Genomic DNA, 12010 nt, shown 5'->3' on the forward strand with positions numbered 1-12010 from the left:
TTTCATTTCATCAATTCTTTTAGTCTGTTCAGCTTGGCTTGCGCCGTTTCACGGCGGAAGTTCTCTCCCGTAAAGAGGATAGGGGCGCACATTTCCAAAAGGCGGTCATAAATCCGGGCATGGGCGGTGTCCAGCGGATTTTGCAGGCTGTCCAATGTCAGATTGGTGGTAACGATTAAGGGCTTGCGGCTGCGGTAGCGGCTGTCAATCACATTGTAGACCTGTTCTAAACCGTACTCTGTGCCGCGCTCCATTCCAAAATCATCAATGATAAGCAGAGGAAAACGGCAAAGACGCTCGATATACTCGTTGCGCCCCTCAAAGCTGGCGGTCAGGTCATTCAAAATCGCAGAGAAGTTCGTCATGCGGACAGCGACTTCCTGCTCCATGAGGGCATTAGCGATACAACCGGCAAAATAGCTTTTTCCTGTGCCGACCTTGCCCCATAGCAGATAGCCGATATTTTCCTCGCGCATGATTTCCCAATGCTCCACATAGAAGTGTGCAATCTCCATTTGCGGGCATTTCCCGTTGTCGTTGGCGAAAGTCCATTCCTGCATGGTAGGATTGGTAAATCCCCGGCGTTTCAAGTCCTCCACGGTGTCAAGGTGCTTTCTGCGCTGTTCGGCGGCTTCACGCTCCAAACGCTGGGCTTTCTGGCAGTCACATTCTGCCGGGTGGCGGTCACGCCCAAACAAGGCGGCTTGCTTTTCCGGGAAGTAGGCTTCTTTCGGAGTGTGACACTTGCCGCAGTAAAGCAGTCCGTCCTCGCCCATGTAGTCCTCCGGCTGTGGGGTAACAGCCGTCATATTCAAAACTCGTTCTGTAAACAGATTACTCATAAGCTCTCGCCCTCCTTGCAGGTGTATTCGGGTATGCCCTGTTTCGGGGCAGCCTTTGCGGTATCGTCTGCCGCCCATCTGCGAATAGTGGCGGCGTGGTTTTTATATTTCTTGCCCGTGGACGCGATATAGCCGGAAAGCCGCTCAATATAGTACGCCCATTTTTCGGGCAGCTCCGCTTGCAGTTCGGAAAGCTCCGTATCAGTCAGAAATACATTCTCATATCTGCCATAGCTGCGGGCGAGGGCTTGTCCCTTTAACTCTTCCTCTTTTTCTAACTCTATATCTATCTCTTTCTTTATCTCTATCTCTGGTGGACGAATGTCGGACAAATGTCCGCCATTTGTCCGCGGCGGCAAAAGTGCCTTATTTTCAAGCCTTGCGGCGCGTTTCCGTTCCGCTTCGGTAGAGGATTGACCGATCATCAGCTCGATGTCGGTCATATAAAGTAGCCCGCAGTCAAGCTGCTCCACAAGCCCTAACTGCTGGAAGATGGCTAATGCCCGTTCCACCGTCCCGATTTGGTGACGGGTCAGCGTGGCTATCATCTGGGCGGTATAGGGGATATGCTCGTCAAGCTGCAATCTGCCGCCATTTTTCAGCGATTTTAAGTACAGCTTCAAGAGGATATTGGAATACAAAATCCCGTCTTTCATGTCCTCCAACAGCACAATGGAATCGCTGTCGAAGAAGTTTTCTTTCAGTTTGAGGTAGTAATATTTGCGGTTATCTGCCATTGGCGGTGTCCTCCCTGTGTTTCCATCTCTTAGAGAAATACCGGGGGCAGAGGACGATAATCGCCCGGAAGCTCTGCTTGCAGCCGTGTGTGCAGCCCCGGCAAAGGTCATTGTAGGTAATACGGTTTCGGTGGTTGAGGAAAAAGCTCCATTCCAACCGCCGCTTTTTGCTCATACGTGGCATTTCTCGCTCCTTTCTGCCGTTTCCGCTGGTATAAGCGGATAGGTCGGTAAAAATGTAGTTTCTCGGTGTCATTTTCGGGGATTTCCTGCGCTGTGCGCCCCGTTTCAAAGGTGGGCAGTATTGCGGATAGGGTGCAGGGCATATCCCTGTTTTGGTATCGTTTCGGGGCGGTTTTTAACGCTCATGTTCGTGCTTTTTCTCTCTGTCTTTCTCGCCTTGCAGGATTTGAGAAAGATTGCTTTTCACGGTATGCAGCTCCTTGACACGGGCTTTTTTCTCCCGGTATTCGTTGTAATGGGCGTTCTTTTCGGCGGTAAGCTGCTCGATTTCCGCTTGCAGGGCTTTATGGCTTGGCAGCTTGGAAACGCCATGCGCCCGGAAATAACGGGTGGCTGCGTCCGCTATGATAAAATCGCTTTCGTGCCGTTCCCGATAGGTGCTGCGGGCTTTCTCCGTTTTCTGTGCTTTCAGACCGTCACGGGCAGGCTTGGTCTTGGCATAGGCAAGCACCTGTGTCTGAAGCTCCTTTTTCTCCCGGATAGCAGCGTCCAGGGCTTTCAGCTTGGCGGTGCTGTCCTGTAAATCCGCATTGGCAGATACCAGGGCTGCGTCCAGCTCCTCCGGCGAATAGCCGTACTGCCCGTAGGCGGCAACGGTAGCCGCCATTTGTTTCAGATTGTGGACTGCCGCCCAGCGGTCATAGCCCGCGCCCTTTCCCTCCGCTCGCTTCGCTGCCCGGTCAACCATGCGCTGAATACCGTCCTTTTCCGGGGTGGTTTGGACAGCTTTTTTGCCCTGCAAACGCTCCCTTATGTTGCGGGGGTATTCGGGTACGGTTGCGGTCTGCTCGGCGGCTCTGTGGGCGTTCTGTTCCAAAAGGGCAAGAACGGCAGCGCGGTCAAAATCATCTCCCAGCTTGCGGGCGGTAATGGGCTTTGTCCTGTCCGGCGTGAGGTAGGATAGCCGCCCTCGGCTCTCCTTGACAGTCACGCCCTGTTGCAAGAGAACGGCGGCGAACTCGCCATAGCTTGTGGCAGAGGACAGCGCGGTGCGTATGGCCTGCCGCAATTTTTCCTTGTCTGTTTCAAACTTCGTGGGCTTGGCTGGCTGCTCCTCGGCTGGCAAGGCGGCAACTTCCTTGTCCAGCTTTGCCTGCCCTTTCCGCTGCGCCCAATACTCACGCTCGGTAATGCGGTTTTTGCTGCCATGCAAAAGGTCGATTTGATAGAGATTTTCCCGGTGGCACAGCTCCATGACTTCGGCTTTGAAGTATTCCATCGCCGCGTCTGTGCAGCGGTGTTTGCACCCGGCGCGGGTGTCTGCCGGTCTGTCCATGTAAGGCAGGAACGGAACTTCCTCTATCCGCAGAGAATTGATAACGATATGCACATGGATATTGCCGCTGTGGTTGTGTCCGTCCGGGTGGGTGCAGACAATGGCTTGGTGTCCGGGAAACTGCTTCCGGCAAAATTCCTCGCCCAACGCCTGCGCCCGGTCTACGGTCAAACCGTTGTCCACCGCGTCCCGTGGGTCAAAGCTGATAATGTAGTGGTGGCTTTTTACATCTTCCCGCTTCTGGTTCTTCCCATAGCGGAGATTGGAGCGCATACAGGCAACGGCAAAATCCTCGTCGCCGCAGTTCAGCGTGGCTATTCGATAGTCCTCTCTGAGCATGAGCCGCCCGTTTTCATCAAGGGTGGGCTTCATGGTAAACTCGTCATGTTCAAAGGTGAGGTACTGCTCGGCTGCGCCATAATCCGCATTTTTAGAGCTGATATGTTTGAATGTTGCCAACAGCGTCACCTACCTTTCGCAGGACTTCAAACTTCAAGGCAGCAAGGTCAGAAATGGCGGCGCGGACTTCAACGGACAGGGCGTTGTATGGTGTGCCGTACTCGTTGAGGGCGCGGGCAATCTGATTGAGGTTGCCACCGATTTTTCCGTATTCGGCGGTCAGCCTGCCAACGGCGGACAACAGTTCATCATTGACCGGGGAAACGGTAACGATGGGACGAATGGTCGCCCGTGTAATGGCTTGCCGGATAAATTCGGATTGGCTCATGTCATAGTGTTTCAGCCGCTCGGTAAAGTCGGCGTATTCTTCCTCGGTCATGCGGGTTTTGACCACATGGCAGCGGTGGGGTGTGTTATATTTTTTCTTCAAGCGTTGACCTCCTTTCTCGCCCGACAGGGCGCATGAGCAGGGTTTGGGGAAGGCACTCCCCAACAAGATTTACCAAAGGGGGCAAAACCGCAGATATGCGGATTTTGGCACCGTGGTAGAATCTTGCTCTAAAAAACTACCGCTTTCCTCGGCGGCTCTGGTTTGCGGATATACTGGCTTGCTCCACCAATATAGCGATTGCGGCGGCGTGTTCTGCCCGCTGTTCACCACTACAACGGTGAAAAGGGGGCGTTTTGGCAAACGCAGCGAAAATTTTTTTATTTTCCCTGTCTGCTCCCTACAACAATCCGGCGGTGTGGTTTGCCAAAGATTTTTGAAAATGGGCGCAAAAAAAGCAGTAAACCTTTTCAAGATTTACTGCTTATCTGCCGCTGTGATGGGCGGCGGTATTAAATTGTCAGCCGTTTTTCAAATGGAATTTATCTGCAATCGCTTTCTTTCCGCTTTCCAATTCCTTTTCTGTAATCTTCCATAATCCTAACGCAATGATCTGCTATCTTTTGCATTCCGAGTTCTTCAAAAAAGGCAATTTGTATTTTCATCAGTTCTTCACAAACAGTCAACTTCTGCTCATCCATATTGCTAATAGCAAGCCATGGGAACGCTTTATATTTCTTAGTGTCCCCAATGAGAAAATTGTACCCTATCAACTCATTTTCACGGAAAACGAAATAGAATTGTGGGCCTGAACCTGGAACTGACTTTTCCATAATTTGCTGCATTGTTCTCACGCCGCCGTATGCCGGAAAAAAACCTATTCGCTCAAGAGCATTTAATATGTCAATCCTTTTATCTGTGGGTATGTCTCTATAATTGATAATCTGTTCCATTTGCTCTACCCTCATTGAAGTTTAATTTGTCAGGCTCTAATTATACAACTTTTCTGTTTAGCGGTCAAAGCGGAACTTCAACAGGCTTTCTATCAGTTGCCTGACGATATGCTCCTGCATATCCGTGTTAATCTGTCCGTCCATTTTCGCACAAGAGCGGACATATCCCGCATAATGGGATAGGACGGCGGCAACAGCTTCCGGGTCGCCCTCGCTTGCCTTAACGATTGTCTCATAGGGAAGTAGCTGGCTCATAGGACAAACCCTCCAACTCTGCCCGTAGCCGCCGTAAAATCATCTGAATACGCCGCCCGGTTGTGTTGCCAGCCCGTCCATATCTCCGTCCAATCTCCCTATGCGTCAATCGTTGGAAGTAGTACAAGAAAATGATTTCCTGTTCCATCTGTGATAGTGCGGACAGGGCTGCGGCAAGCTCTGGACTTTCCAAAAGCACCATCTGACCACAGACGAAAAGCGGATAGCTGGTCATGCCGGATTGCTCCGCAAAGTATTTATCTGTGGTACTGAATGGATAGTGTTTTTCTTCTATCAGATATTCAAGCGAGATTTCCCGCTTGCGGCGGCTCCGTATGCTCCGGGCTGCGTCTATGGCAGCGTGGCGAATAACAGTCTTGCAAAAGGCATCGTGTGTATGCCGGATATGTTCTTGATACTTTTCGTGTTCGGTCATGGAAAATCCCCCTTTCTGAATAATGGCAGAGGGCGGCAGCATCTTGTGCTGTCGCCCTCTTGATTACCGAACAGCAAAGACGGGCGGGGCTGTCAACGGCGGCGCATTTGCGCCGTTCATCTTGACCGTTGACAGGCTCGGCTGGGTTTGCTATCTGCTCACGGCAATTCACTCTCATTGATAGGAATTGCCTCAAGTTCCGTATTCAAATTGTTCCAATAAGAGCCGATATCCGCACTTGTGAAATACTTAAAACCGCCTGCTGCTGACTTCAATTCGCCGTTTTTAACCCCATAGCAGGCGTAAATCAAATCGTAGCTTGTTCCATCTGAGAGGTTAAATCTAAAGCTGGTCACATCTGCTCCGGCAGTTTCCTCAGTCGTTTTGTCTTTTAGGGATAAGCCCTTGAACTTATCATACAGGGTCTTTATATCATTTTCAGCAACAACTACTTTCTTTTCTGCTGATGCAGGCACTCCGTCATAGTGGTACATTTCAACGTTTTCGACATCTTCAACCTCAAATGGGAAGTCGATTTTGACAGGCTCATAAGCAATGTTTATAGGTAACAGAAAGAGAGCTGTAAAAATTGCAATGATACAAAGAGCGATGGAAACGAGAACAGCAATCGTTATCTTTTTTCTGCCTCTCTGCTTTTCTTTTGCCTCATGGCGCATAATAACGCTTTCGCTTTCTTCGTGAAGAACATCTTCGCTCGTGTGAGAAAGCAATTTCTGATAAATTGCGTTACAGTCAGCACAGGCGTTCAAATGCTCTTTTACCATCTCTGCGCTTGCTTCGCTGCAAGCATCGTCAACATACAGCGGAAGAATATCTCGAACAATATCGCATTGTTTACTCATGCTTTTCATCCATCCTTTCTTGAATTTTTAGCTTTGCACGATGATAAGTAACTCTCGCCCATGATTCTGTTTTTCCAAAAATTGCAGCGATTTGTGAAAAAGATAGTTCCCCGAATACGCGAAGCTGAAAGACTTCTTTGTATGGTTCTTCCAAACGGTGAAGAACGAGGTGTATGCGGAACGCCATGTCAGAATCTGCAACTGAGTTCTCAACATTTTCATTTGATGGCAAGTCATTGATTTCACTCACATCAGCTACTCGCTGACGGCTTCGCATTTCATCATGGTAAAGATTTTTTGCTATGGAGCAGAGCCATGTCAATTCATCTGACTTACCTTTGAATTGTGATGTTGTAGAAACAGCCTTATAGAATGTGTTCTGCGTGATTTCCTCTGCTATCTCACGATTTTTGGCAAGAGAAATAGTATACGAGTATACCTGTAAATAGTAGGCTTTATAGAGTTTTTCATAGTCCATACTTGTCATCACCTCCTTCAGCTTCATAGGTTAGACGGAGAAATCGGAATTTCGTTACAAAGAAGTTTGAAATTTTTATACCTTTACGCTACTCTTGCTTTGTGCGGACTATTGGTAGACGCGCATTAACGGCAAGTAAAGAGATTGCTGTGTCAGCTTGATATGTTCAAATGCTAATTAAGTATAGCATACAGCTATGAATTTTTCTATTGCGTTCCCCTGACTTCGGAATAGTGGCAGGGCTGGCTATCCTTGTTTTGCTTTGTGCTTCTCTACCGTACATGAGCATTGGCAGAGGGGTTATCACCGCCGTAACCTTCCATGAGGTTCACAGCACCCCACACGCCCAGACCGGCACCCAGTGCCACGACCAGAGTCTTCAGAACGTCAACTGCACTGTTAAAGAATTCCATAGAAAAAATCTCCTTTGTTTTGAAAAAAGCGACCCTGCACACACCTGAAATCCGTTTGTTACTGTGCCGAAAGCTGCGGCGAGAGTTAATTTACTGGTGTACTTATGGGTCAAACGGTGTTTATTGTGAGAGCGAATTAGCCGAACAGACCGGACAGCAGGGGCACCAGAGTGATACCGATCAGGGCAACGCCACCGCCAGCTATCAGCTGCTTCATACCCTGACTTTTTGCTTATGTGTGATAAAGAAGTAATAGAAGCGTAAAAAATTTTGCCGTTCCTATCCGGCACTTAGCTCTTGTGTCGGATAGGTCGGGCGGTTATTCGGGCAAGTCCACCTTGCCAACAAAAGAATAATAAATCTCAATGTCCTGTCTGCGGGTCTTGTTCTCGTCATAGCTACACTCATGCACAACGATTTTCTCTACAAACTCCCGCAGCAGAGTAGGGGTAAGTTCTTCAAAGCTGGTATGCCGCCGGACAACATTCATAAACTTTTCTGCGTTCACGGTAGCTTCCTGTGCTTTGGAAAGCTCCGCTTGGATAGCGGCGGCTCTTTCTTTCAGTTCCCGTTGCTCTGCTTCATAGTCTGCCGACAGTTCTGTGAAACGCTCGTCTGATATGCGCCCGGTCACACTGTCCTCATACAGCCGCTTGAAGATAGCAGATAACTCGGCTATGCGTTTCTCGGCGGCTTCCAGCTCCTTTTTCTTGGCGGCGTTCCTGCGCTTGCCCCCGTCCTCGTTCTGCTCAATCAAGAGCTTCATAAACCGGGCTTCATGCTTTGCCGCATAGCTGGTCACTTTCCGCAGATTGGAGAGTACACCAGCGGTCAAAAGGTCGGTGCGGATAAAGTGCGCCGTACAGTCATGGGTGCGTTTCTTGTAGTTGCCGCAGATATAACAGTCCTGCTTGCGCTTGTCCGTCTGCTTTGATTTTCTTGCTCGTATCTCTCACCAGCCATTCGTTAAAGATATTCCGCAGCGGGGCAAAGTCATTGTCGCCCTGTGCGCTGTCCACTCCATCATTGATAGCGATGAAGCGGACACCTTTCTGTGGGAAAATCATTTCCGTGTACATTCCCACTTGCAGGTAGTTTCGCCCTATCCTCCTTTTTCCGGCGTTTGGAGTAGTAGCGGGGGCAGAGTATGATAACCGCCCGGAAGCTCTGCTTGCAGCTATGGGTACAGCCCCGGCAGAGGTCGTTGTATGTGATACGGTCGCAGGTGGTATTCCCGACTTTCACTTGCCGCAGGAAAAAAGACCATTCCAGCCGCCGTTTCTTGCTCATTCTTGGCATGGGTGCGCTCCTTTCTGCCGTTTCCGCTGGTATGACGGTATCGGCGGTAATTCTGTATCATCTCGGTATCATTTTCGGGGGTTTTCTGCCCTGTAAGCCCGTTAAAAAATCCTTTAGTATTGCGGATAGGGTACGGGGCAGCCCCCTTGTTCTGTATGGGTTCGGGTACATTTTGGGGGCGGTTTTTATCGCTCCTGTTCCTGCCTTTTCACAGGCTTGCGCTCCCGGCGTAAAATCTGGTCGATATTGCCCTTGACAGTCTGTAAGCGGCGGTATTCCTCCCGTTTTGCCCGGTAATCGTTGTAGCCGCTGTTTTTCTCTTTGATAAGGCTTTCAATCTCTGCTTGCAGGGATTTATAGCTCGGCAGCTTGGAAATGCCGTTCTCTCTGAAATAACGGGCGGCTGCGTCTGCTATGGTAAAGTCGCTTTCGTGCTTCTGACGGTAGGCTGCTTTTGCTTTGGCGTTTTTCTGCTGTTTCAGCCCGTCCCGGACAGGGCGGGTCTTGGAATAGGCAAGCACCTGCCGTTGCAGCTCCTTTTTCCCGTTTAGCGTCTTTTCCACCTGCTTTAGCTCTGCAAGGCTTTCCTGCATGGCGGTATAAGTGGCAGAACAGGCTTCGTCCAGTTCCTCCGGGGAAGAAAATCCATACTGCTGATAGGCGGTAACGGTAGCTGCCATTTGCTTTAGGTTGTGCTTTGCCGCCCAGCGGTCATAGCCCACGCCCTTTCCCTCGGCTCGCTTTGCTTCCCGGTCAACCATGCGCTGCAAGGTGTTGTCTGCCGGGGTGGTTTTTGTGGCTTTTTCCTCCCGCAAGCGTCCCTTTTGGGTGTGGGGGTATTCCGGTATGGCTTTGCTCTGTTCGGCGGCTCTGTGGGCGTTCTGCGTGAGCAGGGCAAGGACAGCAGCCTTGTCAAAATCGTCCCCCAGCTTCCGGGCTGTGATAGGCTTTGTCCTGTCCGGCGTGAGGTAGGAAAGCCGCCCCCGGCTCTCCTTGACGGTCACACCCTCCCGCAGCAAAAGGGAAGAAAACTCGTCAAAGCTGGTAGCTTGGGAAAGTGCCTGCCGTATCGTCCGGCGCAGCTTCGCCTTGTCCGTTTCAAACTTGGTGGGCTTGGTTGGCTGTCCGGCGGCTTCTCTGGCGGCGTTCTCTTTATCAAGGGCAAGCTGCCCTTTCTTTGCCGCCCAGTATTCCCGTTCCGTTATCCGTTCCTTGCTGCCGTTCAAAAGGTCGATTTGGTAAAGCCCCTCCCGGTGGCACATCTCCATGACTTCACTCTTGAAATATTCCATAGCGGCGTTGGTGCAGCGGTGCTTGCAGCCCTCCCGTGTATCGGCTGGTCTGTCCATGTAGGGCAGAAGCGGGACTTCGTAAATCCGCAGGGAGTTGATGACGATATGCACATGGATATTGCCGCTGTGGTTATGCCCGTCCGGGTGGGTGCATACAAGGGCTTGGTGTCCGGGGAAATGCTCTTTACAGAACTGCTCGCCCAGCTTCTGCGCCCGGTCTGTGGTCAAGCCGTTGTCTGTCCCGTCCCGTGGGTCAAAGCTGATGATATAGTGGTGGCTTTTCACATCTTCCCGTTTTTGGTTTTTCTCATAGCGGAGATTGGCTCGCATACAGGCAACAGCAAAATCTTCCTCGCCGCAGTTCAGCGTGGCTATCCGATAATCCTCCCGGAGTATGAGCCGCCCGGTTTCGTCAAGGGTGGGCTTCATGGTAAACTCGTCATGCTCAAATGTGAGGTAGGCTTCCGCTGCGCCATAGTCGGCATTTTTAGAGCTGATATGTTTGAATGTTGCCAACAGCGTCACCCACTTTCTGCAAGACTTCAAACTTTAGGGCAGCAAGGTCGGAAACCGCCGCCCGTATTTCCCCGACAAGCTGCGGATAGGGAGTGTGCCACTCGTTCAGCGTCCGGGCTATCTGGTTTAAGTTGCCGCCGATCCTGCCGTATTCGGCGGTCAGCTTCCCGACAGTGGCAAGCAGCTCGTCATTGACGGGGGAAACAGTTATGATGGGGCGTATGGCTGCCCCGGTTATGGCTTGCCGGATAAACTCGGCTTGGCTCATGTCATAGTGTTTCAGCCGCTCGGTGAAGTCGGCATATTCTTCTTCGGTCATGCGTGTCTTGACTACATGGCTTCGGTGGGGCGTATTGTATCGCTTTCCTATGGGTATCAACTCCTTTCACTTACCGCCGTTTTGTGGGCGATTTTTTAAGTATTTTTGGTGGGATTTTCAAGCGGCACAAGCCGCATAGCAGGGTTTGGGGAAGGCACTCCCCAACAAGATTTACCAAAGGGGCAAAACCGCAGATATGCGGATTTTGGCACCGTGGTAGAATCTTGCTCTAAGAAACTGCCGGACTGCCGTTCACTTGCTACTGCCACTTTTTCGGGAAATCTATAACCAGCTTTTTTATAAAAGGCTGCGGGCGGCGTTCTCCCCTTACTCCCTACAACACCGCAAAAAGCAAAAATGACGGACTTTCCGGCAAGAACTTTTCCTGCGGCGTGGTCTTTCCCGACAATAAGGCGTTTTGGAAACTGTGTTTTGCTCGCCGTCTGAAAAAAACGGCAATCTTTTTTGGCTTCACTGTCTAATACGGAACATTTGGAAATTTGCCAAAAATAGGCGCAAAAAAAGCAGCAAATCTTTTTCGGATTTACTGCTTCATGTGCCGCTGCGGGGCGGCGGGATATTCAGTTTTTATGTTATCGGTCAAGCCGAAACTTGAACAGGCTTTCAATCAGCTTTGTTCTGATGTAGTCCTCCATATCAGAGTTATAATAGCCGTTCATCTTGGAGAAGTAGCGGATATATCCGGCGTATCGGTCAAGGACAGCTTGTATCGCTATGGGGTCGCCCTCATGTGCCTTTATAATCGTGTCATAGGGGAGAAGTCGGTCACTCATGGGGCAGCACCTCCATTTCCTCTTTCAGCCGCTTCAAGGCAAGCTGGATATGCCGTCCGATTGTGCTGCGTGTCCAGCCGCTTTGTTCTCCGATTTCTTTCTGCGTCAAGTGCTGGAAGTAATACAAAAAGATTTCCTCCTGCGTCTGTTCCGGAAGTCCGGCAAGAGCCGCCGCAAGGGAGCAGCTATCTAAAAGTATCGTCTGACCTCGGACAGAAAACGGATATGTTTCGCCATAGTCTGGCACTTGAAAATACTCGTCCGTGGTGCTTAGTGGGACAAACTTTTCCTCGGTCAAATATTCAAGGGAGATTTCCCGTTTCCACCTCGCTGCCAGCATACGGGCAGCGTCAAAGGACGCATGACGAATAACAATCCGGCAGTAGGTATCATGGGTATAGCGGATATGTTCTTGATAGGCTTCGTATTCAGTCATGTAAAATCCCCCTTTCTTCGATTATGGGAAAGGGCGGCAGCACTTTTTGCTGTCGCCCCTTGATTACCCACCAGCAAGGACAGTCGGGGCTGTCAACGGTGGGCGTAGCCCATTTACTTGCCGTTGACTGG

16 protein-coding genes and 3 pseudogenes are annotated in these 12010 nt (G+C 50.5%); all 19 read right to left on the reverse strand.

Going from position 1 to position 12010, the window contains the following annotated elements:
• Positions 1-2: 2 nt before the first annotated feature.
• The 19 genes and pseudogenes from CGS49_RS00750 to CGS49_RS00855 all read right to left on the reverse strand — a co-directional run bounded on the left by CGS49_RS00750 (position 3) and on the right by CGS49_RS00855 (position 11879).
• Entirely contained in the window at positions 3-842 is an 840-nt protein-coding gene (locus CGS49_RS00750) for an ATP-binding protein (RefSeq protein WP_054324685.1), read from the reverse strand.
• Positions 839-1579, reverse strand: coding sequence for a phage replisome organizer N-terminal domain-containing protein (locus CGS49_RS00755; RefSeq protein WP_005933730.1), 741 nt, complete (start codon positions 1577-1579; stop codon positions 839-841). The genes CGS49_RS00750 and CGS49_RS00755 overlap by 4 nt, the downstream gene beginning before the upstream one ends.
• Entirely contained in the window at positions 1569-1763 is a 195-nt protein-coding gene (locus CGS49_RS14360) for a hypothetical protein (RefSeq protein WP_006573562.1), read from the reverse strand. Before CGS49_RS14360 ends, CGS49_RS00755 begins: the two co-directional genes overlap by 11 nt.
• 174 nt (positions 1764-1937) lie before the next feature.
• The gene (locus CGS49_RS00765; protein ID WP_055155943.1) at positions 1938-3557 is read right to left on the reverse strand and encodes a relaxase/mobilization nuclease domain-containing protein; all 1620 of its coding nucleotides are present in this window, start codon (positions 3555-3557) and stop codon (positions 1938-1940) included.
• Complete coding sequence (locus CGS49_RS00770) at positions 3529-3927, reverse strand: plasmid mobilization protein (RefSeq protein ID WP_008818019.1); 399 nt, start codon at positions 3925-3927, stop codon at positions 3529-3531. Before CGS49_RS00770 ends, CGS49_RS00765 begins: the two co-directional genes overlap by 29 nt.
• 69 nt (positions 3928-3996) lie before the next feature.
• The gene (locus tag CGS49_RS14085) at positions 3997-4299 is read right to left on the reverse strand and encodes a hypothetical protein (RefSeq protein ID WP_179858998.1); all 303 of its coding nucleotides are present in this window, start codon (positions 4297-4299) and stop codon (positions 3997-3999) included.
• Positions 4300-4367: 68 nt separating this feature from the next.
• Complete coding sequence (locus CGS49_RS00780; RefSeq protein WP_005921288.1) at positions 4368-4793, reverse strand: hypothetical protein; 426 nt, start codon at positions 4791-4793, stop codon at positions 4368-4370.
• Positions 4794-4835: 42 nt separating this feature from the next.
• Positions 4836-5033, reverse strand: a complete 198-nt coding sequence (locus CGS49_RS00785; RefSeq protein ID WP_005921293.1) for a helix-turn-helix domain-containing protein — start codon at positions 5031-5033, stop codon at positions 4836-4838.
• Complete coding sequence (locus tag CGS49_RS00790) at positions 5011-5511, reverse strand: RNA polymerase sigma factor (protein WP_004853592.1); 501 nt, start codon at positions 5509-5511, stop codon at positions 5011-5013. The genes CGS49_RS00785 and CGS49_RS00790 overlap by 23 nt, the downstream gene beginning before the upstream one ends.
• 116 nt (positions 5512-5627) lie before the next feature.
• Positions 5628-6332 carry a zf-HC2 domain-containing protein gene (locus CGS49_RS00795; RefSeq protein ID WP_015527904.1) on the reverse strand — a complete coding sequence of 235 codons (705 nt, stop codon included), beginning with the start codon at positions 6330-6332 and terminating at the stop codon, positions 5628-5630.
• Positions 6325-6837, reverse strand: a complete 513-nt coding sequence (locus tag CGS49_RS00800; RefSeq protein ID WP_003533443.1) for an RNA polymerase sigma factor — start codon at positions 6835-6837, stop codon at positions 6325-6327. The genes CGS49_RS00795 and CGS49_RS00800 overlap by 8 nt, the downstream gene beginning before the upstream one ends.
• Before the next feature lie 257 nt (positions 6838-7094).
• Positions 7095-7223 (reverse strand): annotated as a pseudogene (locus CGS49_RS00805) (Maff2 family mobile element protein); the annotation flags it as partial.
• A gap of 136 nt (positions 7224-7359) precedes the next feature.
• Positions 7360-7455, reverse strand: a pseudogene (locus CGS49_RS00810) (Maff2 family mobile element protein); the annotation flags it as partial.
• An 87-nt stretch (positions 7456-7542) separates the two neighbouring features.
• Positions 7543-8332: pseudogene (locus CGS49_RS00815) on the reverse strand (DUF4368 domain-containing protein); the annotation flags it as partial.
• Complete coding sequence (locus tag CGS49_RS00820; protein ID WP_242975292.1) at positions 8247-8522, reverse strand: hypothetical protein; 276 nt, start codon at positions 8520-8522, stop codon at positions 8247-8249. The pseudogene CGS49_RS00815 and the gene CGS49_RS00820, both read right to left, overlap by 86 nt.
• 185 nt (positions 8523-8707) lie before the next feature.
• The gene (locus CGS49_RS00830) at positions 8708-10330 is read right to left on the reverse strand and encodes a relaxase/mobilization nuclease domain-containing protein (RefSeq protein WP_097800100.1); all 1623 of its coding nucleotides are present in this window, start codon (positions 10328-10330) and stop codon (positions 8708-8710) included.
• Positions 10302-10700, reverse strand: coding sequence for a plasmid mobilization protein (locus CGS49_RS00835; protein ID WP_097800153.1), 399 nt, complete (start codon positions 10698-10700; stop codon positions 10302-10304). Before CGS49_RS00835 ends, CGS49_RS00830 begins: the two co-directional genes overlap by 29 nt.
• A gap of 542 nt (positions 10701-11242) precedes the next feature.
• Positions 11243-11443 (reverse strand): helix-turn-helix domain-containing protein, encoded by a 201-nt coding sequence (locus CGS49_RS00850; protein ID WP_050617396.1) that lies wholly within the window; start codon positions 11441-11443, stop codon positions 11243-11245.
• The gene (locus CGS49_RS00855; protein ID WP_097800102.1) at positions 11436-11879 is read right to left on the reverse strand and encodes a sigma-70 family RNA polymerase sigma factor; all 444 of its coding nucleotides are present in this window, start codon (positions 11877-11879) and stop codon (positions 11436-11438) included. Before CGS49_RS00855 ends, CGS49_RS00850 begins: the two co-directional genes overlap by 8 nt.
• Positions 11880-12010: the final 131 nt, after the last annotated feature.

Origin of the sequence: Faecalibacterium langellae, assembly GCF_002549775.1 — a bacterium.
GTDB classification, from domain to species: Bacteria; Bacillota; Clostridia; order Oscillospirales; family Ruminococcaceae; genus Faecalibacterium; species Faecalibacterium langellae.

Bases quoted from the DNA above. Each gene is read 5' to 3' on its own strand.
- CGS49_RS00750 (WP_054324685.1), bottom strand. From the start codon at position 842: ATGAGTAATCTGTTTACAGAACGAGTTTTGAATATGACGGCTGTTACC.
- CGS49_RS00755 (WP_005933730.1), bottom strand. From the start codon at position 1,579: ATGGCAGATAACCGCAAATATTACTACCTCAAACTGAAAGAAAACTTC.
- CGS49_RS14360 (WP_006573562.1), bottom strand. From the start codon at position 1,763: ATGCCACGTATGAGCAAAAAGCGGCGGTTGGAATGGAGCTTTTTCCTC.
- CGS49_RS00780 (WP_005921288.1), bottom strand. From the start codon at position 4,793: ATGAGGGTAGAGCAAATGGAACAGATTATCAATTATAGAGACATACCC.
- CGS49_RS00785 (WP_005921293.1), bottom strand. From the start codon at position 5,033: ATGAGCCAGCTACTTCCCTATGAGACAATCGTTAAGGCAAGCGAGGGC.
- CGS49_RS00790 (WP_004853592.1), bottom strand. From the start codon at position 5,511: ATGCTGCCGCCCTCTGCCATTATTCAGAAAGGGGGATTTTCCATGACC.
- CGS49_RS00795 (WP_015527904.1), bottom strand. From the start codon at position 6,332: ATGAGTAAACAATGCGATATTGTTCGAGATATTCTTCCGCTGTATGTT.
- CGS49_RS00800 (WP_003533443.1), bottom strand. From the start codon at position 6,837: ATGAAGCTGAAGGAGGTGATGACAAGTATGGACTATGAAAAACTCTAT.
- CGS49_RS00820 (WP_242975292.1), bottom strand. From the start codon at position 8,522: ATGCCAAGAATGAGCAAGAAACGGCGGCTGGAATGGTCTTTTTTCCTG.
- CGS49_RS00850 (WP_050617396.1), bottom strand. From the start codon at position 11,443: ATGAGTGACCGACTTCTCCCCTATGACACGATTATAAAGGCACATGAG.
- CGS49_RS00855 (WP_097800102.1), bottom strand. From the start codon at position 11,879: ATGACTGAATACGAAGCCTATCAAGAACATATCCGCTATACCCATGAT.